The 18630-nt window shown below is 63.1% G+C and carries 18 protein-coding genes; 13 read left to right on the plus strand and 5 right to left on the minus strand.

The window, feature by feature from the left end; genetic code table 11:
* Positions 1-19 precede the first annotated feature (19 nt).
* The 6 genes from BMX04_RS00735 (at position 20) to BMX04_RS00760 (ending at position 5666) form a co-directional block, all read left to right on the plus strand.
* The gene (locus BMX04_RS00735) at positions 20-994 is read left to right on the plus strand and encodes a TRAP transporter substrate-binding protein (protein WP_074784287.1); all 975 of its coding nucleotides are present in this window, start codon (positions 20-22) and stop codon (positions 992-994) included.
* A 118-nt stretch (positions 995-1112) separates the two neighbouring features.
* Positions 1113-1667, plus strand: coding sequence for a TRAP transporter small permease (locus BMX04_RS00740; RefSeq protein ID WP_074784290.1), 555 nt, complete (start codon positions 1113-1115; stop codon positions 1665-1667).
* Positions 1667-2947, plus strand: a complete 1281-nt coding sequence (locus BMX04_RS00745) for a TRAP transporter large permease (protein ID WP_074784293.1) — start codon at positions 1667-1669, stop codon at positions 2945-2947. Before BMX04_RS00740 ends, BMX04_RS00745 begins: the two co-directional genes overlap by 1 nt.
* A gap of 9 nt (positions 2948-2956) precedes the next feature.
* Positions 2957-3730, plus strand: coding sequence for an enoyl-CoA hydratase (locus BMX04_RS00750; RefSeq protein WP_074784296.1), 774 nt, complete (start codon positions 2957-2959; stop codon positions 3728-3730).
* Positions 3727-4929, plus strand: coding sequence for a CaiB/BaiF CoA transferase family protein (locus BMX04_RS00755; protein ID WP_175477306.1), 1203 nt, complete (start codon positions 3727-3729; stop codon positions 4927-4929). The genes BMX04_RS00750 and BMX04_RS00755 overlap by 4 nt, the downstream gene beginning before the upstream one ends.
* A complete protein-coding gene (locus BMX04_RS00760) occupies positions 4926-5666 on the plus strand; it encodes a 2-keto-4-pentenoate hydratase (RefSeq protein ID WP_074784302.1) in 741 nt (246 codons plus the stop codon). The genes BMX04_RS00755 and BMX04_RS00760 overlap by 4 nt, the downstream gene beginning before the upstream one ends.
* A gap of 5 nt (positions 5667-5671) precedes the next feature.
* Here the strand turns inward: BMX04_RS00760 and BMX04_RS00765 are convergent, their stop codons facing one another.
* The 5 genes from BMX04_RS00765 to BMX04_RS00785 form a co-directional block, all read right to left on the minus strand.
* Complete coding sequence (locus BMX04_RS00765; RefSeq protein WP_074784305.1) at positions 5672-6520, minus strand: ABC transporter permease; 849 nt, start codon at positions 6518-6520, stop codon at positions 5672-5674.
* Positions 6521-6530: 10 nt separating this feature from the next.
* A complete protein-coding gene (locus BMX04_RS00770; protein ID WP_050661839.1) occupies positions 6531-7388 on the minus strand; it encodes an ABC transporter permease in 858 nt (285 codons plus the stop codon).
* The gene (locus BMX04_RS00775; protein WP_074784308.1) at positions 7388-8491 is read right to left on the minus strand and encodes an ABC transporter ATP-binding protein; all 1104 of its coding nucleotides are present in this window, start codon (positions 8489-8491) and stop codon (positions 7388-7390) included. The genes BMX04_RS00770 and BMX04_RS00775 overlap by 1 nt, the downstream gene beginning before the upstream one ends.
* A gap of 66 nt (positions 8492-8557) precedes the next feature.
* Positions 8558-9610 (minus strand): extracellular solute-binding protein, encoded by a 1053-nt coding sequence (locus tag BMX04_RS00780; RefSeq protein ID WP_217644422.1) that lies wholly within the window; start codon positions 9608-9610, stop codon positions 8558-8560.
* A gap of 173 nt (positions 9611-9783) precedes the next feature.
* On the minus strand, positions 9784-10650 hold the full coding sequence (locus BMX04_RS00785) for a MurR/RpiR family transcriptional regulator (protein WP_050661854.1): 867 nt from the start codon (positions 10648-10650) through the stop codon (positions 9784-9786).
* A 175-nt stretch (positions 10651-10825) separates the two neighbouring features.
* Between BMX04_RS00785 and BMX04_RS00790 the strand changes: the two genes are divergently transcribed.
* The 7 genes from BMX04_RS00790 (at position 10826) to BMX04_RS00820 (ending at position 18626) form a co-directional block, all read left to right on the plus strand.
* A complete protein-coding gene (locus BMX04_RS00790) occupies positions 10826-11593 on the plus strand; it encodes an N-formylglutamate amidohydrolase (protein ID WP_074784314.1) in 768 nt (255 codons plus the stop codon).
* Positions 11586-12191, plus strand: a complete 606-nt coding sequence (locus BMX04_RS00795; RefSeq protein WP_074784688.1) for a TRAP transporter small permease subunit — start codon at positions 11586-11588, stop codon at positions 12189-12191. Before BMX04_RS00790 ends, BMX04_RS00795 begins: the two co-directional genes overlap by 8 nt.
* On the plus strand, positions 12181-13503 hold the full coding sequence (locus BMX04_RS00800) for a TRAP transporter large permease (protein WP_074784317.1): 1323 nt from the start codon (positions 12181-12183) through the stop codon (positions 13501-13503). Before BMX04_RS00795 ends, BMX04_RS00800 begins: the two co-directional genes overlap by 11 nt.
* Before the next feature lie 51 nt (positions 13504-13554).
* Entirely contained in the window at positions 13555-14592 is a 1038-nt protein-coding gene (locus tag BMX04_RS00805; protein ID WP_074784320.1) for a TRAP transporter substrate-binding protein, read from the plus strand.
* A gap of 74 nt (positions 14593-14666) precedes the next feature.
* Entirely contained in the window at positions 14667-16028 is a 1362-nt protein-coding gene (locus BMX04_RS00810) for a glutamine synthetase family protein (RefSeq protein WP_074784323.1), read from the plus strand.
* A 76-nt stretch (positions 16029-16104) separates the two neighbouring features.
* A complete protein-coding gene (locus BMX04_RS00815) occupies positions 16105-17484 on the plus strand; it encodes an aldehyde dehydrogenase family protein (RefSeq protein WP_074784326.1) in 1380 nt (459 codons plus the stop codon).
* The gene (locus tag BMX04_RS00820) at positions 17481-18626 is read left to right on the plus strand and encodes an iron-containing alcohol dehydrogenase (protein ID WP_074784329.1); all 1146 of its coding nucleotides are present in this window, start codon (positions 17481-17483) and stop codon (positions 18624-18626) included. The genes BMX04_RS00815 and BMX04_RS00820 overlap by 4 nt, the downstream gene beginning before the upstream one ends.
* The last annotated feature ends 4 nt before the right edge of the window (positions 18627-18630 follow it).

The following is an 18630-nucleotide window of genomic DNA, read 5'->3' on the forward strand; positions in this document are numbered from 1 at the left end:
AACCAAGGGAGGAAAGATAATGAAAAAGACACTGATTGCAGCCGTTGTGGCCTCGTTCGCCGCAGTGCCCGCCACGGCGGCGGACACGACGTTGAAATTCGGCCATGTCGGCGCGCCTGGCTCGCTCTTCGAAGCGACGGTGAACCATTACGCCGCCTGCGTGGGTGATAAATCCGGCGGCTCGGTCGAGGTGCAGACTTTTGGCTCGTCGCAGCTCGGCAAGGACAAGGAGCTGTTGCAGAAGCTCAAGCTGGGGCAGGTCGATTTTGCGCTGCCCTCGTCGGTGATGTCCTCGGTCGACAGCGTGTTCGGCATTTTCGAGATGCCGTATATCATCAAGGATCGCGACCATATGCGCCGCGTGCAGGATGCGATGATGGACACGTTCCAGGGTGCGGCCAACGATAATGGCTATCACATCGTGGGCTTGGCCGAGAACGGCTTTCGCAACATCACCAACAACATCCGCCCGATCAACACGCCCGAAGACCTGCAAGGCGTCAAGCTGCGCACGCCGAACGGCGAATGGCGTGTGAAGATGTTCAAGCAGTATGGCGCGAACCCGACGCCGATGGCCTTTTCTGACGTGTTCACCGCCTTGCAGACCGGCGTGATCGACGGGCAGGAAAACCCCTATGCGCAGATCGCCTCGGCCAAGTTCCAGGAGGTGCAGAAGTATCTGTCGATCACCGGGCATGTCTACACACCTGCCTATATCCTCGCCTCGGAAAAGCATTTCGGCAAGCATTCCGAAGAGGTGCAGGCGATGCTGAGCGATTGCGCGGCAGAGACGCAGACCTTCACCTATGAGAAGGCGGCGGAGCTCGAGACCGAGTTGCTCGGCGTGATCAAGGATGCGGGCGTTGAGGTGAACGAGGCCGACAAGGACGCCTTCATCAGCGCCTCCAAGCCGATCTACGAGGCCTTTGCCGCCGAGGTCGAGGGCGGGCAGGAGATGATCGACAAGGTGCTCGCGCTCGGCAACGCAAGCTGAATGCCTTTTCCGGTGGCCCTGAGCGGGGCCGCCGGATGACCCCTGATACACCCATGACGGCCCGATCCTGGTGCGTTTGCGCGCCGGGCGGTGCCGATGCAGCGCAAGACAGGCCCGAATGAACGCTCTTCTTCACCGAACGAACCGGATTGCAAGCCGCCTGCTGGAGTGGATCACGGTTATGTTGATGGTCGCGTTGACGGCCATCGTGATCGTCGCCGTGCTGGCCCGCCTGATGGGGCACAGCTTTTCCTGGTATGACGAGGTGGCGGCGATCATGCTCGCCTGGATCACCTATTACGGCTCGGCGCTCGCTGCGCTGCACCGACGGCATATCGGGTTCGACTCGGTTTTGCTGGCCATACCGCCGCGCGCACGTATGGTGGCGGTGCTGGCGGGCGAGGCGTTGGTGCTGACCTTCTTCGTGCTCATGGCGCGGGCCGGATTTCAAGTGCTTGAGGTGCTCGAGGGCGACAGCCTCACCTCGCTGCCCTGGGTGCCGGTGCAACTGACCCAATCGGTCATCCCCATCGGTGCCGTTCTCTTCATCATCTGTCAATTGCTGAGCCTGCCGCATTACTGGGCCAAGACCGCGCAAGGCATATCGCTTGAGCATGCCGAAATCGAGGAAGAGGTCGAAAGCGAAATGGAAAAGAACAAGGAGCGCGGCTGATGCTGATGCTGGCGATTTTCATAGCCCTCGTGGCGATGATCTGCATCAACGTGCCGATCGCAATCGGGCTGGCCCTTGCGGGGGTCATGGGCCTTCTGGTCACCGAAGGTGCGGGCAGCCTCGTAACCATCGCGCTCGACATGTATGACGGCTCGACCAAGTTCTCGCTGATCGCAATTCCGATGTTCGTTCTGGCGGGGGCGATCATGAACGCGGGCGGCATCACCGACCGGCTGATCAACTTCGTCTCGGCGATCATCGGCTTCGTGCGCGGTGGCCTCGCCATGGTCAATATCGGCGTATCGTTGTTTTTCGCCGAAATCTCGGGCTCCGCCGTGGCGGATGTGGCGGCGATGGGGTCGATCCTCATTCCGCAGATGAAGAAACGCGGCTATTCCAAGGAGCTTTCGGCCGCCGTCACATCGTCCTCGGCCTCGCTGGCGATCATCATTCCGCCGTCGATCCCGATGATCCTTTATGCGGCGTCGGCCAATACCTCGGTCGAGCAGCTTTTCGTCGCGGGTGTGGTGCCGGGCCTTCTGGGGGCGTTCGGGCTGATGATGGTCGCCTACATTTTCGCCCGCCGCTACAATCTGCCGACCGAAGAGGCGTTCAACATCCCGCGCCTGCGCGAAACCTTCATGGAGGCGCTGCCCGCCTTTACGCTGCCGGTGATCATCCTTGGCGGCATCTTCGGCGGGTTCGTCACCGCGACCGAGGCGGCTGGTCTGGCTGTGATCGCGGCTATTGTGGTGTCGGTCTGGTACCGGCAGATCGACATCGCGCATCTGCGCCGCGCCATGCTGGATGGCGGCATGCAGACCGCCGTCGTGATGCTGCTGGTCGCGGCCTCGGTGCTGATGGGCGGGTTCCTGACCCGCGCGCAGATCCCGCAGCAACTGGCGCAGGGCATTCTGAACATCACCGATCAGCAATGGATGATCCTTCTGATCCTCAACTTCTTCTTCCTCGTTATCGGGTTCTTCCTGCATTCGGCGGCGGCGATCATCCTCGTGGTTCCGATTGTCATTCCGCTGATCACGGCGGCGGGCATCGACCCGGTGCATTTCGGGCTGGTGGTGACGCTGAACCTTGCCATCGGGCAACAAACACCACCCGTGGCCTCGGTGCTGATCACCTCTTGTGCGGTTGCACGGGCCAATATCTGGGAAGTGTCCAAGGTCAATATCTGGTTCGTGCTGGTACTATTGGCCGTGCTGATGCTGTGTACTTATGTGCCGTCGGTGCCGCTGTTCCTCGTTGAATATTTCTATCGCTAGGGGGCTGCCATGAGCGAGATTCTGTCACAGGTCCGGGACCACACGCTCTGGATTACCTTCAACCGCCCGCAGGCGCGCAATGCTTTGACCTTCGAGATGTATGAGGGGCTGGCGACCCTGTGCCGTGAGGTGCCGACCGATGGTAGCGTTCGCGCGGTGGTCATTCACGGCGCGGGGGGCAAAGCGTTCGCGGCGGGCACCGACATGACGCAATTTCGCGCCTTCGACAAAGCGCAGGATGCGCTTGATTATGAGGCCCGGATCGAAAGCGTGCTGGAGGCGGTGGAGCGGTGTCCGCTGCCCACGGTGGCCGCGATCAACGGGGCCTGCACTGGCGGTGGAGCCGCGATTTCCGGGGCCTGCGATATCCGCATCGCGACTGCCAATCTCAAGTTCGGCTTTCCCATCGCACGCACGCTTGGGAATTGCCTGGCCGCCGCCAATCTTGCACGGCTGGCCTCTTTGATGGGCGCGGGGCGGGTGCGCGAGATGATCTTCACCGCCCGCCTGATCGGTGCCGAAGAGGCGCGGGGCTGCGGTCTGGTCACCGAGGTTCTGCACGACGAAGATGCTTTGATGACCCGCGCCGGGGAACTGGCCGACACGCTGGCGCAGATGGCCCCGCTGACGCTGCGCGCCACCAAGGAGGCGATGCGCCGGGTCAGCGCCGCTACTCGGGTCGAGGACGCCGACCTGATCGAGATGTGCTACATGAGCCGGGATTTCCGCCACGGGTTGGAGGCGTTTCTGGCCAAGGAGAAACCCGAATGGAGCGGGACATGACGCAGACAGGCCCCCTTGCGGGGATGAAGGTGATCGAGCTTGCGCATATCATGGCCGGGCCGGTCTGTGGCCTGATGCTGGCCGATATGGGTGCCGATGTGATCAAGGTGGAAAAGCCCGACGGTGATGATAGCCGCCGCTTCGTTCCGCCCGCGATCCAAGGCGAATCCGCCGCCTACATGATGATGAACCGCAACAAACGGGGCGTGGCGCTGAACCTCAAGGATGCGCAGGGCGTCGCGGCGCTACACCGCCTTCTGGAAGAGGCCGATGTGGTGATCGAGAATTACCGCATGGGCACAATGGAACGGCTGGGTCTGGGCTACGAGGATCTGCGCGCGATCAATCCGCGGCTGATCTATTGCGAAATCTCCGGCTTTGGCCGCACCGGCCCCTATGCGCAGCGCGGCGGGTTCGATCTCATTGCACAGGGCATGTCGGGCCTGATGTCTATCACTGGCGAGGGGCCGGGGCGCCCCCCGGTCAAGACCGGCGCGCCGGTGTCGGACATCACGGCGGGGATCGTCGCGGCCATGGGGGTGTCGGCCGCCTATGCGCGGATGTTGCAGACCGGCGAGGGCCAAAAGGTCGATACCTCGCTTTTTGAAGCGGCGATCACCCAGACCTATTGGCAATCGGCGATTGCCTTCGCCACCGGCGTGGCCCCCGGCCCGATGGGGTCGGCGCATCCGCTCAACGGCCCCTATCAGGCGTTCGAGACGGCGGATGGCTGGATCAACGTGGGTGCTGCCAATCAGCGCAACTGGCTACGGTTTCTCGACGTGATCGGCGCGCCGGAGTTGAACGACGACGCGCGCTTTGCCTCGAACCACGACCGGATGCAGCATCTGGGAGAGTTGGAAGAAATCCTCAACAGCTATCTGCGCCACAAGACCTCGGCGGTCTGGCTGGAGCGGATGGAGCAGGCGGGGCTGCCCGCCGGGCCAGTGCTGGACATTCTCGAAATGCAGGCCGATCCGCAAGCGCGTGCCCGCGAGATGATCGTCGAGGTGGATCATCCGGTGGCGGGCCCCGTCAAGACCCTGGGCCATCCCGTCAAATTCAGCGAGACCCCCGCCAGCCTGCGCCGCGCCGCGCCGGTTCTGGGCCAGCACAGCCGCGAGGTGTTGCAGGAGGCAGGTTATGACGCGGCGGAAATCGAGGCAATGGTCGCCTCGGGTGCGGTGATTGCGGCATGAACGACCCCCTCGTGGCGCAGTTGCTGGCGGCGCGGGAGGGTGGGGCGAAACTCCCTGCCAAAGTAGTCGAAGGTCTGTCCCGTGCGCGTATCTTCGAGGTGCAGCACGCGGTTGCGGCGCGACTGGGTCCGGTGGGAGGCTTCAAGGTGGCGTGTCCGCCGGATGCCCCCATCGTGATCGCGCCGATCATGGCGCGCGATACCTACCAAACTCCCGCCGAGATCACCGTTCCGGCAGGCGAAGAGGTGGGCATCGAACTGGAATACGCCTTTCGCCTGATCGCGAGCCCGCCGGACCGGGACGCCCCCGATTTCGAGCCACGATTGCGCGCGTCGGTGGAATTGCTGCCTGCGTTCGAGTTGGTTCAAAGCCGTCTGGCCGACCCGAAGGGCGCAGGAGCGGCGCTCAAGATGTTGGACAACCAACTCAACGGTGCGGTGGTTCTGGGCGAGGCGCGTCGCGACTGGCACAGCCTTGACGTAACACGCGCCGAGGCGCGGCTGCTGCTTGGCGGCGAGACCCTGCTTGACGGTGTGGCGCGCGTACCGGGCGGCGATGCCTTTGCCACGCTCTGTGCGCTGGTGCGCGCGCTTGGCGATCATTGCGGCGGCTTGCAGGTGGGGCAGGTGGTGATCACCGGCTCGCTCAACGGCTTGCCGTGGATCACACCGCCGACGACTGCTCAAGGCCACATCGCTGGTCTCGGCGATGTGGCGATGACGCTCACGACCGCCTGAGCAATCTACCTGCGCTGAAACGCGATCATGACCAGCGCCAGCAGGCTCGACCCGACCATTAACAGCAGCGACACCGCGTTGAGCAGCGGCGTGGAGCCTTCCTTGAGCCGGTCGAACATCGCGATGGTCAGCGGCGCGTCTGATCCTACCAGCATCAGCGTGGTGTTGAAATTCTCGAAGCTCATCAGGAAGGCGACGACAAAGGCCCCGATCAGGGCGGGCATGAGGTAGGGGATGGTGATCGTGCGCACCGCCGTCAGGTGACCCGCCCCGAGGTTGAGGGCGGCCTCCTCCAGCGTGCGGTCGAATTTCTGCAACCGGGCGGCGATGACCAGCGTGGCGATGGTGGTGATGAAGGAGAACTGCCCGAGGATCACCAGCACAAGGCCGGGGCGCAGCGCCGTTATATCCCATTCCACCGCGTCCCAGGCCGCATTGGCGACGGTCGAGGAAAAGACAAGAATAGAGATACCCAGCACGATCCCCGGAATGACCAGCGGCGTCAGCATCAGTACGTAGAGCAGCCCACGGCCGCGAAACTGGTAGCGGTTGAAGAGAAACGCATTGGTGGTGCCCACAGCGACCGAGAGCGCCGAGACGCAAAGCCCGACAAGCGCCGAGGTGCCGATCGCGCGCAAGATCGGGCGTTCGTGAAAGACGCCGATCTTGGGTTGCTCCTCGCCGAAGAACCAGTCCCAGGTGAACCCTTCCCAGGGCAGCGAGGGGAACTGGCTGTCGTTGAAGGCAAAGACCGCGACCACCGTGAGCGGCAGCGCTAGATAGGTGAAAAAGAGCACCACATAGGCGGTGTAGGTCACCTTGATCAAGCGGCTCTGGGGGATGGTGGGGATCATGGCGTGTCTCTCATCCCATGGTTTTTTCAAGGGTCTGGCCGGTCACGCGCAGCGTGCCCCAGACGATTACCGATGACAGGATCAGCAGCATGAAGCCGAAAGCCGCGCCAAGTTCCCAGTTGAAGCGCACGATGAACTGCGAATAGATCAGTTCGGTGAACCACAGGCTGTCCTTGCCGCCCAGCATGATCGGGGTGAGGTAATTGCCGAGCGACAGCATGAAGACGACGATGGAGCCCGAGACGATGCCGGGCATGGCATGGGGAATGACGATCTCGCGCAGGATCGACGGGCCCGAGCCGCCGAGATCATAGCCCGCCTCGATCACCGCGTCGTCGAGACTGTCGAGCGTGGTGATCAGCGGTACCACCATGAACAGCATCGAGGTATAGACCAGCCCGACCATGATCGCGGCGTCATTATAGAGCATCTCGACCGGCGCATCGGCCAGCCCTGCCCATTGCAGGACCGACGAGAACAGGCCGGTTTCGCGCAGCAGGATCATCCAGCCGAAGGTGCGCACCAGTTCCGACACCCAGAACGGCACGAGGCACAACAGAAAGAGCGCCGAACGGACCCGCCCGCGCGCCATCTTGGCGATGTAATAGGCCACCGGAAAGCCGATCAGAAGGGTGAGCGCCGTCGCCATCACCGACATCACGGCGGTGCGCGCGAAGGTCATGAGGTAAAGCGGTTCGTCGATGAAGCTGCGGTAATTGGCGAGGCTCGTCGCGTATTCTCCGACCCCCACCCGCTCGCGCAGCGAGACGAGGAACATGTCGACATGCGGGATGATGATCAGCAGACCCAGCCATAGCAGGAGCGGTGTCACCAGCAGCAGAAACCCGAGCCTTTGTGCGGCCTGCATCAGACTGACCCCGCCGCAAAGCAATTGCCCTGATCGCTGGACCAGCCGACATGCACCGCTGATCCGCGCTCGAGATGGGCGAACTCGCCGGATTGGGGCAGCGCCACCTCGATTTCCTCGCTGCCCTCAATGGGGCGCATCAGGATGCGGCTGGCCGCGCCGTTGAAGAGCAGGCTGGTCACGGTGCCCGACAGGCGATTGTCGAAATGCGCCACGTCACCGGGCGTGTGACCAAGGCGGATCGCCTCGGGACGGACATAGATATCCGCCGTGGTCCCGTCGGACAGGGCGCGCCCGTGGCGGCTGCCCAAGAGCGCCAACCCGCTGTCGCTGCGCAGGCGCAGGGCGTCGCCATCCACGCTTTCGACGCGGCCACGCCAGCGGTTGCTGTCCCCGACAAAGCCCGCGACAAAGGCGGTTTCGGGCCGGTAATAGAGGTCGCGCGCGGCACCCATCTGCTCGAACCGCCCGGCATTCATCACCGCGACAGTGTCGGACATGACCAGCGCCTCGCTCTGGTCATGGGTGATATAGACAAAGGTGGTGTCAAAGGCCGCCTGCAATGCCTTCAGCTCGATCTTCATATGTTCGCGCAGCTTGAGGTCGAGCGCGCCAAGCGGCTCATCCAAAAGTAGCACATCGGGTTCCAGCACCATGCAGCGGGCGATCGCCACGCGCTGTTTCTGCCCGCCCGAGAGTTCCTCGACCCGGCGCGTGCCGATATCGGGCAAGCCGATCCGCTCCAGCACCTCACCCACCTTGGCTGTGATTTCGGGCTTGGGCAGACCCTTGCGGCGCAGCCCGTAGCCGATGTTGTCGGCGATATTCATCATCGGAAAAAGTGCGAGATGCTGGAACACCATGTTCACCGGGCGCTTGTTGGGGGGCACGTCGAGTACCGAGTGGCCCTTGATCCGGATGTCGCCATCGGAAGGCGCGAGAAAGCCCGCGATCATCCGCATGATCGTCGTCTTTCCGCAGCCTGACGGCCCGAGGATCGAAAAGAACGAGCCCGGCGGCACCTCGAAGCTGACATCGTCGACGGCGGTCGTGTCGCCGAACCGCTTGGTGAGATGGGTGCAGGCAAGATCGGGCTGCGTCATGTCGGGGTCCTTCAATGCAAGAAGCCCCCGCCAGTGCGGCGGGAGCCTCGGAGATATTGCGCAGCTTCAGTTCGCGGCTTTGACGCGGTCGAGCACACCGCCTTCGATCACCTCAAGCCCTGCGGGCACCGGCGGATACCACTTGATGTTGTCCACCGCTTCGGGCGGGAAGCTGGCCTGATACTTGGCCTTAAGCGCGTCGGAGGCGAATTCGTCCGCGCCCTGCGAGGCGGTGAAGTTGCCTGCTGATGCGGTGATCATCGCTGACACCTCGGGCTGCATCACGAAGTTGATCCAGTCGTAGGCGGCGTCATCGGCGCGGCCCTTGGCGGGCAGCACGAAGGTGTCGATCCAGCCAAGCGCACCCGAGGCAGGGGCGACGAATGTGATGTCGGAATTGTCCTCATTCAGCTTCCAGCCGCCGGTATCCCAGGCCATCGCCGCCACGATCTCACCCGAGCGCATCAGGTTCATCAGCTCGTCACCGCCGCCCCAATAGGCTTTGACATTGGGTTTGCAGTCGACAAGCTTGGCCTCGACCTTTTCCATGATCTCGGTATAGGCGGCCTCGTCGCCATAGGCGGCGAAGGGGTCCATTCCCATGGCGAAGGCAAAGCCGATCAGCGTCGGGCGCTTGAGGCGATATGAGACGTCACCGGCCACTGCGTCAGAGCACAAGTCGGTGTAATCCTTGACCATGTCTGCCTTGGAGGTGTCGAGCACGAGGCCCGAGGTGCCCCAGACATGCGGCACGCCGAAGACTTCGCCACCCACGGTGGTGTTGGCCTTGGTCGCCTTGAGCATCGACGGAATGAAGAGCGACTCGTCGATCTTGGAGATGTCCATGGGCTTGTAGATGCCGAACTCGGCCTGCGGACCGGCGATGCGGTCCTGGCTGGGCTGGGCAAGGTCGAAGCCGCCGCCGCCGGTGGCGCGCAGCTTGGCGATCATTTCCTCGTTGTTGGAGAGCGTGACCTCGACGGTGTGGCCGGTCTCTTCCTCGAATTTGGCGATGACGTCCTCGGGGGCGTATCCGCCCCATGTCAGCAGCCGCAGCGTATCCGCAGCGGCGGGATGTGCGAAGGCCAGCGTTCCGGTCAGAACGGCGGCCAGGGTCATATGCGTGGATGTGAGTTTCATGTGTTTTCCCTGTCTTGAACAACGTGATCGTAATTGTTCGTTTCTGAGTGTTAGCGCAGGTTCGGTGACGTTTCCATGAAAACCGTTCTTGCCTGCATCGGCTGTGATCCGCGCCCGTGATCTCCTTTCCCGGGGCCGCGCGGTGGCCCCGTTCAGGGTTTGCGAAAGAGCCGCGTCATCTCGAACAGACTGTCGAGCCGCTCGAAGCGGTCGCGCGCCTCGGGCCAGCGTTCCTCTTGCGTCGCCGCGATCAGTGCCTCGGTGAGCGATAGCGTGGCGATGTTGGAATCCCACGCCGACGGGATTTCGCCCCAGCAATGAAATGTCGCTTCGGCCAGTCCCGCGACGGGGCTGGCCCATTGATCGGTGATCAGGATCACCCGCACGCCGCGTGCCGAGGCGATCTCGGCCAGCCGCAGAAGGTTTTCCTCGTAGCGGCGAATATCGAAGATCAGCAGCGTGTCGCCCTCGACCATGTCGAGCACGTAATGCGGCCATGTGGCGGGCGAGGAGGTGAGATGCGTGACCCGCTCGCGGATCGCCTGAAAATGGGTGAAGGCATATTCGGCCAGCGACCGCGTGATGCGCCCGCCGACGATATAGAGCCCGTTTTCGCTGGCCAGCAGACGCGCGGCGGCGTCGAATTGCGCGGTGTCGATATTGGCGAAGGTCTGCGCGAGGTTCTGCGTCACCGCCCCGGCAAACCGGTTGAGCATATGCGATTCGGGGGCCTCGACGGTCCAGACCGCGCGGCGCTCGGTCGGGCCCGAGACCTTGGCCTGCAATTCCTGCAACAGCGCCTGATGGAACTGCGGGTAGCCCTTGAAGCCCAGTTTCTGCACCATCCGCGCCACCACCGGGGCCGAGACCCCCGCACCCTCGGCGGCGGTGGTGATCGAGGCGAGGCCCGCATTGGGGTAGTTTTCCATCAGGGTGTTGGCGAACTTGCGCTCGGATTGGGTCAGGTCCTGATACTGACTGCGGATCAGTTGCCGCACCGTCGGCGTGGCCGATGTCATCGGCAGCGCGGGATCGATGGGCGGATCATCGGTCACAGGCGGGCCTTTCGCGGTGACATTCTGAGCAAAGGGGCGGTGCGGGGCAGGTCAACGGAAATCTTCTCCGGAGGGTTCTGGAAAAATATTGACGAAAAACTTCTCTCATGGAAAGCTTTTTCCAGCGACAGGGGGAAACATGCTCGCAAAACGCGCCGAGGCCTATGAAATCATCAACGCGGACGGGGTCGGACCGGCCGTGATCGTCTGCGAACATGCCTCGAATCACATCCCCGCAGAGTATGACGGCCTTGGTCTGGAGCCTTCGGCGCGCGACAGTCACGCGGCCTGGGACCCGGGGGCGGAGGATGTGGCGCGGCGCCTGTCGGAGGCGCTGGACGCGCCGATGATCGCCGGGCGCGTCTCGCGGCTGGTCTATGATTGTAATCGCCCGCCCGAAGCCCCGAGTGCGATGCCCGAGCGCAGCGAAAGAATCGCGGTGCCCGGCAATGTCGGGCTGAGTGCGGCTGCGCGTGCGGCGCGTGCGGCGCGGATCTATGCGCCGTTCAAGCGCGCCACATCCGATCTGATCGCGCGGCGGGGCAGGGTGGGCACGCCCTTTGCGCTGATCACCATGCACAGTTTCACGCCCCAATGGATGGGACATCCGCGCGCGGTGGAGATCGGCATCCTGCATGACAGCGATGCGCGGCTTGCCGATGCGATGCTGGCGCAGGAGGTGCCGGGCAGGCAGGTCGAGCGCAACGCGCCCTATGGCCCCGCTGACGGTGTGACGCATAGCCTGCGCCTGCACGGGATCGCCAATGATCTGCCGAATGTGATGCTGGAGGTTCGCAACGACCTCATCGCGACTGCCGCGCAGCAGGACCGCATCGCCGCCGAATTGCTGCGGCTGCTGCGTCCGGCGCTGGCGCGGCTCAAGCTGATGGAGGCCCATGATGCGTAGCGCGATGCGAGGCTATATCCGCGCGATTGACCGGATGAACCGCTTTATCGGGCGTATCGCCATGTATCTGGTCTTTGTGCTCATGGGGGTACTGCTCTGGTCGTCTGTATCCAAGGCAGCCTCGACCCCGTCGCTGTGGACGTTGGAGACCGCGCAATTCGTGATGGTCGCCTACTACGTTCTGGGCGGGCCTTATTCGATCCAATTGGGTTCGAACGTGCGGATGGATCTGTTCTATGGGGATTGGTCACCGCGCACCAAGGCGATGGTGGACGGATTCACCGTGTTCTTTCTGCTGTTCTACCTTGTCGTCCTCTTCATGGGCGCGGTCAGCTCCACCGCCTACGCGCTTGGATATTTCGGGATGGAGCCGTTTGCCTTTTTCGGGGATCTGTTCCTGACCCTGATCACCGAGGGGCCGAGTGCCGCGCAAGAGAAACTCGGCTTTCTCGAGCGCAGCCCGACCGCGTGGCGTCCGCCGCTCTGGCCGATCAAGATCGTTCTCTGTCTCGGGGTCTTTCTGATGATCCTTCAGGCGCTTGCCGAATTCTTCCGCGATATCGACTACCTGCGCGAGGGAGACATCGATGCCGCATGAGATGATCGCCATCGTCATGTTCGCGGGCATGATGCTGATGCTGATGACCGGGCAGCGGGTGTTTGGGGCCATCGGTTTTGTCGGGGCATTGGCGGGCGTGCTGCTCTGGGGGACGGGTGGCGTTGAAATCCCGTTCTCGGCGGCTATGAAGCTGATGAAATGGTATCCGCTGCTGACCCTGCCGATGTTCATCTTCATGGGCTATGTGCTGAGCGAGAGCCGCATTGCCGACGACCTTTACAAGATGTTCCATGTCTGGATGGGGCCGGTGCGGGGCGGGCTGGCGATCGGCACGATCGGCCTCATGGTGCTGATTTCGGCGATGAACGGGCTGAGCGTCGCGGGCATGGCCATCGGGGCCACCATCGCGCTGCCCGAGTTGCTGCGCCGTGGCTATGACAAGATCATGGTGACGGGGGTGGTGCAGGCGGGGTCAAGCCTCGGCATCCTTGTGCCGCCCTCGGTGGTGCTGGTGCTCTACGCGATGATCGCGCGCCAGCCGGTGGGGCAATTATGGCTGGCTGGGGTCATCCCAGGCCTGCTCATGGCCTCGCTCTTTATCCTTTATATCTGTATCCGCTGCCGCATTCAGCCGCATCTCGGCCCGGTGTTGCCCGAAGACGAGCGCAACGTGTCGCTGTCCGAAAAGCTGCGCCTGCTGCGTGCGGGGCTGTTGCCGCTGGTGATCTTCGCGGTGATGATGGTGCCCTTCGTCAAAGGCTGGACGAGCCTTGTGGAAAGCTCTGCCATCGGCGCGCTTGCCGCTTTCCTTGCCGCCGTCCTCAAGGGGCGGATGACGCGGGTGGTGTTCGAGACAACGGTGCGCAACACGCTGGCGATTTCGTGCATGTTCATGTGGATCATTCTGGCCGCCTTGGGCTTTGGCGCGATCTTTGACGGGCTGGGGGCGGTGAACGCCATCGAGGGGCTGTTCACCGAAACGCTCAATCTCAGCCCGTGGATGATCCTCATCCTGATGCAGCTCAGTTTCATCATCATGGGCACGTTTCTGGACGACACCGCGATGCTCGTGATCGTGGCGCCGCTCTACGTGCCGCTGGTGGGCGCACTTGGCTTCGATCTGATCTGGTATGGTGTGCTATACACGATCACAACGCAGATCGCCTACATGACACCGCCCTTCGGCTATAACCTCTTTCTGATGCGCGCCATGGCCCCGCCCGAGATCGGCCTGCGCGACATCTACCGCTCCATCGTGCCATTCGTGGGCGTGATGGTGGTGGCGCTGTCGCTGGTGATGATCTTTCCGCAGATCGCGCTGTGGCTGCCGGAATACGTATACGGAAAATAACCCCAGAAGAGCCCTGACGAAGGGGCCATCATTGCAACAAGGAGAAGAACGATGACGACGACAAGACGCAAGTTCCTGAAATCCGCCGGTGCCGGTGCAGTGGCCGCCCCGCTCGCCGCCCCCGCGCTCGCGCAATCGACGATCACCTGGCGGATGCAGACCTATGCCGGTGCTGCTTTGGCCGAGCATGTGGTGAAACCGGCCATCGACACGTTCAACAAGATCGCGGGCGATCGCATGCAGATCGAGCTCTTTTATGCCGATCAGCTGGTGCCCACCGGCGAGCTTTTCCGCTCCATGCAGCAGGGCACCATCGACGCCGTGCAGTCCGACGATGACAGCATGGCGAGCCCGACCGAAGTGACCGTCTTTGGCGGCTATTTCCCGTTTGGCTCGCGCTATAGCCTCGATGTTCCGGTCCTGTTTAACCAGTACGGCCTCAAGGAGATTTGGGAAGAGGAATACGCACGCGTCGGCGTCAAACACATCAGCGCCGGGTCGTGGGACCCGTGCCATTTCGCCACCAAGGACCCGATCCACAGCCTTGAGGATCTCAAGGGCAAGCGCGTCTTTACCTTCCCGACGGCGGGCCGGTTCCTGTCGCAATTCGGCGTGGTCCCAGTGACCCTGCCATGGGAGGATATCGAGGTTGCGGTGCAGACCGGCGAGCTTGACGGCATCGCATGGTCGGGCATCACCGAGGATTACACGGTGGGTTGGGCCGATGTGACCAACTACTTCCTGACCAACAACATCTCGGGCGCGTGGGTTGGCCATTTCTTTGCCAATATGGGCCGTTGGGAGGAACTGCCGGAGGATCTGAAACTTCTGCTCGCCACCTGCATGGAACAGTCGCACTACTATCGCCAATGGTGGTATTGGGGCGGTGAGGCGCGTCTGCGCGTGCATGGTGAAAAGATGCAGCTGACGACGATCCCGGATGCGGAATGGGCCACGGTGGAGACGGCCGCGCGCGAATTCTGGGACGAGATCGCGGCGCAATCCGAGACCAAGGCCAAGGTCGTGGAGATCTTCAAGCAGTACAACGCCGATATGGAAAAGGCCGGACGCCCATACCGCTATACCTGAGCGGGGCCTTTGCCGATACCAGAAGGGGGCCCGTGCCGGGCCCCCTTTCCCAAGCCTGAATGGAGCGAAAGACCATGACTGCCCTGACACTGGATGCGCTGAAAACAAAGGCCGCGAGCGGCGATATCGACACCGTGCTGGCCTGCGCCGTGGATATGCAGGGCCGCCTTGTGGGCAAGCGGTTCCACGTGTCGAACTTTATTGAGGCGGGCTTTGAGGAAACGCATTGCTGCAACTACCTGCTGGCCACCGATCTGGAGATGGAAACGCCCGACGGCTATGCCGCGACAAGCTGGGCAATGGGCTATGGCGATTACACGATGAAGCCGGACCTTGCCACGCTCTGCCCGGTGCCTTGGCTCGAGGGCACCGCGCTGGTGCTCTGCGATTTTCTCGATCACCATTCCCATGGTCCGGTGCCGCATTCCCCGCGCCAGATTCTCAAGGCGCAGATGGAGCGCGCAGCCGCCATGGGCCTGACGCCGATGATGGCGACCGAGTTGGAGTTCTTCCTGTTCGAGCGCTCCTACGACGAGATCCGCGCCAGCGGTTACCGTGACCTGACGACGCTGGTGAAATACAATCAAGATTACTCGATCCAGTTCACCACCCGCGATGAGCATGTCATGCGCCCGGTGCGCAACGCGCTATACGCCATGGGCATTCCGGTCGAGAACACCAAGGGCGAGGCCGAGATCGGGCAGGAAGAGCTCAACATCCGCTATGGTGACGCGCTCGAGGCGTGCGACCGGCACACGCTGGCCAAGCACGCGGTCAAGGAGATCGCCGCCCAGCATGGTCATTCCGCGACCTTCCTGCCGAAATGGCGCGCTGACAAGGTGGGCAGTGCCGCGCATATCCACCAGTCGCTGTTCAACGCCGAGGGCAATGTATTTTTTGATGCGGGTGCGCCGCATTCGATGTCGCAGGTGATGCGTCAATACGTGGCCGGGCTGTTGAAATACGCGCCCGACTGCATGCTGCTCATGGCCCCCTATATCAACAGCTACAAGCGCTTTGTGCCGGGCACCTTTGCCCCCACCAAGACCGCCTGGTCGATCGACAACCGCACCGCCGGGTTCCGCCTTGTGGGCGAGGGCACCAAGGGCGTGCGCATCGAATGCCGCATTCCGGGGTCGGACATGAACCCCTATCTCGCCTGTGCCGGGCAACTGGCGGCGGGGCTTGCGGGGATCGAGGAGGGGCTGGACTTGCCCGATCCGGCGCAGGGCGATCTCTACAGCATGGCGGACGTGGCCGAGGTGCCGCACAAACTGAGCATGGCGACCGAGACCTTCCGCAACTCGGCGATGCTGCGGCATGCCTTCGGCGATGCGGTGGTCGATCACTACACCCGCGCGGCGGAGGTCGAGCAAGAGGATTTCGACCGCGCGGTGACCGATTACGAAGTGCAGCGCGGATTCGAACGGGCGTGAGGGCGGCAACGCTGGAGTTGAGTATTTTGGGAACGATGAAAGGGCGGGACATGCGCCCGCCGAAAGAGGTGTGAAAATGCCGGAACTGACCTGTATATCTCCGATCGACGGATCGGTCTTTGCCACACGTGAGACGCTGAGCGCCGAGGCCGTGCGCGCGGCAATCGCCGAGACCCGCGCGGCACAGGCGGACTGGGCCGCGCGGCCCTTGCAGGAGCGGATAGACCACGTGATGGCGGGCGTCGCCGCTGTCGGTGAGATGAACGATGAGATCGTGCCGGAACTGGCGCGCATGATGGGCCGCCCTGTGCGCTATGGCGGCGAGTTCGGCGGTTTCAACGAGCGTGCCTCCTATATGGCGGAGATCGCCGAGCAGGGGCTGGCCGATATCGAGGTGTCGGAGGATGGCGCGTTCCACCGCTATATCCGCCGGGTGCCGCATGGTGTGGTGTTCGTCGTGGCGCCGTGGAATTACCCCTACATGACGGCGATCAACACCGTGGCCCCGGCGCTCATAGCCGGGAACGCGGTTGTGCTGAAACACGCGACGCAGACCCTGCTTGTGGGCGAGCGCATGGCGCGGGCCTTCCATGAGGCGGGCGTGCCCGAGGCCGTGTTCCGCAACGTGTTTCTGGATCACGGCACCACATCGACGCTGATCTCCGACCGGCAGTTCGATTTCGTCAATTTCACCGGGTCGGTCGGTGGCGGTCAGGCGATGGAACGTGCCGCCGCAGGTACCTTTACGGGCCTTGGGTTGGAACTGGGCGGAAAGGATCCGGGCTACGTGATGGACGACGCCGACCCGGTGACGGCAGCCGAGGGGCTGATCGACGCCGCGATGTTCAATTCCGGCCAGTGCTGTTGCGGGATAGAGCGGATTTACGTGCACGAAAGCCTGTTTGAAGCGTTCGTGGCAAAGGCGGTGGAGATCGTGAACGGCTACCATCTTGGCGATCCGCTGGACCCCGAGACCACGATCGGGCCAATGGCCAACACACGATTTGCCGACGAGGTGCGCGCGCAGATCGACGAGGCCGTGGCGGCGGGGGCTGTGGCGCATATCGCGACCATGCCGCAGGACGATGGCGGCTGCTACCTGACGCCGCAGATCCTGACCAATGTCACCCATGACATGCGCGTCATGCGCGACGAGAGCTTTGGCCCCGTGGTCGGCATCATGCCGGTCAGGGACGATACGCACGCGATCGCCCTGATGAATGACAGCCCCTTCGGGCTCACCGCATCGCTCTGGACCTGCGACGCGGCGCGTGCCGCGCGGGTGGGCGATGCCATCGAGACCGGCACCGTCTTCATGAACCGCGCCGATTACCTTGATCCCGCGCTGTGCTGGACCGGCTGCAAGAGCACCGGACGCGGTGGCGCGCTCTCGGTCATCGGCTATCACAACCTGACCCGTCCGAAATCCTATCATCTCAAGAAGGCTACGACATGACATTCACCGCAAACTGGTCCTATCCCACCGCCATCCGTTTCGGGGCGGGCCGCATCGCGGAACTGGCCGAGGCTTGCACACAGGCCGGCATCACCCGCCCGCTGCTCGTGACCGACAAGGGGCTGGCGCCGCTGCCGATCACCGCGCAGGCAATGGAGATCCTGCGCAAGGCGGGGCTGGAGGCCGCCGTGTTTTCCGAGGTCGATCCCAACCCAAACGAGATCAACCTTGCCGCTGGGGTCGAGGCCTACAAGGCCGGGGGCCATGACGGGGTGATCGCGTTCGGCGGCGGCTCGGGGCTCGACCTTGGCAAATGCGTGGCCTTCATGGCGGGGCAGACGCGCCCGATCTGGGATTTCGAGGACATCGGTGATTGGTGGACGCGCGCCGATGCCGATGCCATCGCCCCGATCATCGCCGTGCCCACCACGGCAGGGACCGGCTCGGAGGTTGGGCGCGCAGGCGTACTGACCAATTCGGTAAGCCACGAGAAAAAGATCATCTTTCACCCCAAGATGCTGCCCGTTACGGTGATCTGTGATCCCGAACTGACCGTCGGAATGCCGAAGGCGATCACCGCGGGCACCGGGCTCGACGCCTTCGCGCATTGCGTCGAGGCGTTCTCCTCGCCGCATTACCACCCGATGTCCCAGGGCATCGCGCTGGAAGGCATGCGGCTGGTGATCGAGAACCTGCCGCGCGCCTATGAGACGCCTGACGATATCGAGGCGCGCGCCCATATGATGAGCGCTGCGGCCATGGGCGCGACGGCCTTTCAAAAGGGTCTGGGCGCGATCCACGCGATGAGCCATCCGGTGGGCGCGCATTTCAACACCCATCACGGCACCACCAATGCGGTTTGCATGCCCGCCGTTCTGGACCTGAACGCGCCCATGATCTCCGACCGCTTCGACCGTGCGGCGGGTTATTTGGGCATTGAGGGCGGCTATGACGGCTTTCGCGCCTTCGTGGACCGCTTCAACGACAGTTTCGCCGTGCCCAAGGGGCTGGCTGCGCTCGGCGTGACCGAGGATGCCATCCCGACACTTGTCAAGGGCGCGATCAAGGATCCGTCCTGCGGCGGCAATCCCATTGAACTGACCGAAGAAAACCTGGCGGTGCTCTTCCAAGCGGCGATGTAGCGGT

Origin of the sequence: Roseovarius tolerans (assembly GCF_900109855.1) — a bacterium.
Taxonomy (GTDB): Bacteria; Pseudomonadota; Alphaproteobacteria; order Rhodobacterales; family Rhodobacteraceae; genus Roseovarius; species Roseovarius tolerans.

What these genes read in the sequence shown, in the direction of transcription:
- BMX04_RS00735 (WP_074784287.1), top strand. Translation starts at nt 20, where the DNA reads ATGAAAAAGACACTGATTGCAGCCGTTGTGGCCTCGTTCGCCGCAGTG.
- BMX04_RS00740 (WP_074784290.1), top strand. Translation starts at nt 1,113, where the DNA reads ATGAACGCTCTTCTTCACCGAACGAACCGGATTGCAAGCCGCCTGCTG.
- BMX04_RS00745 (WP_074784293.1), top strand. Translation starts at nt 1,667, where the DNA reads ATGCTGATGCTGGCGATTTTCATAGCCCTCGTGGCGATGATCTGCATC.
- BMX04_RS00750 (WP_074784296.1), top strand. Translation starts at nt 2,957, where the DNA reads ATGAGCGAGATTCTGTCACAGGTCCGGGACCACACGCTCTGGATTACC.
- BMX04_RS00755 (WP_175477306.1), top strand. Translation starts at nt 3,727, where the DNA reads ATGACGCAGACAGGCCCCCTTGCGGGGATGAAGGTGATCGAGCTTGCG.
- BMX04_RS00760 (WP_074784302.1), top strand. Translation starts at nt 4,926, where the DNA reads ATGAACGACCCCCTCGTGGCGCAGTTGCTGGCGGCGCGGGAGGGTGGG.
- BMX04_RS00765 (WP_074784305.1), bottom strand. Translation starts at nt 6,520, where the DNA reads ATGATCCCCACCATCCCCCAGAGCCGCTTGATCAAGGTGACCTACACC.
- BMX04_RS00770 (WP_050661839.1), bottom strand. Translation starts at nt 7,388, where the DNA reads ATGCAGGCCGCACAAAGGCTCGGGTTTCTGCTGCTGGTGACACCGCTC.
- BMX04_RS00775 (WP_074784308.1), bottom strand. Translation starts at nt 8,491, where the DNA reads ATGACGCAGCCCGATCTTGCCTGCACCCATCTCACCAAGCGGTTCGGC.
- BMX04_RS00780 (WP_217644422.1), bottom strand. Translation starts at nt 9,610, where the DNA reads ATGACCCTGGCCGCCGTTCTGACCGGAACGCTGGCCTTCGCACATCCC.
- BMX04_RS00785 (WP_050661854.1), bottom strand. Translation starts at nt 10,650, where the DNA reads ATGACATCGGCCACGCCGACGGTGCGGCAACTGATCCGCAGTCAGTAT.
- BMX04_RS00790 (WP_074784314.1), top strand. Translation starts at nt 10,826, where the DNA reads ATGCTCGCAAAACGCGCCGAGGCCTATGAAATCATCAACGCGGACGGG.
- BMX04_RS00795 (WP_074784688.1), top strand. Translation starts at nt 11,586, where the DNA reads ATGCGTAGCGCGATGCGAGGCTATATCCGCGCGATTGACCGGATGAAC.
- BMX04_RS00800 (WP_074784317.1), top strand. Translation starts at nt 12,181, where the DNA reads ATGCCGCATGAGATGATCGCCATCGTCATGTTCGCGGGCATGATGCTG.
- BMX04_RS00805 (WP_074784320.1), top strand. Translation starts at nt 13,555, where the DNA reads ATGACGACGACAAGACGCAAGTTCCTGAAATCCGCCGGTGCCGGTGCA.
- BMX04_RS00810 (WP_074784323.1), top strand. Translation starts at nt 14,667, where the DNA reads ATGACTGCCCTGACACTGGATGCGCTGAAAACAAAGGCCGCGAGCGGC.
- BMX04_RS00815 (WP_074784326.1), top strand. Translation starts at nt 16,105, where the DNA reads ATGCCGGAACTGACCTGTATATCTCCGATCGACGGATCGGTCTTTGCC.
- BMX04_RS00820 (WP_074784329.1), top strand. Translation starts at nt 17,481, where the DNA reads ATGACATTCACCGCAAACTGGTCCTATCCCACCGCCATCCGTTTCGGG.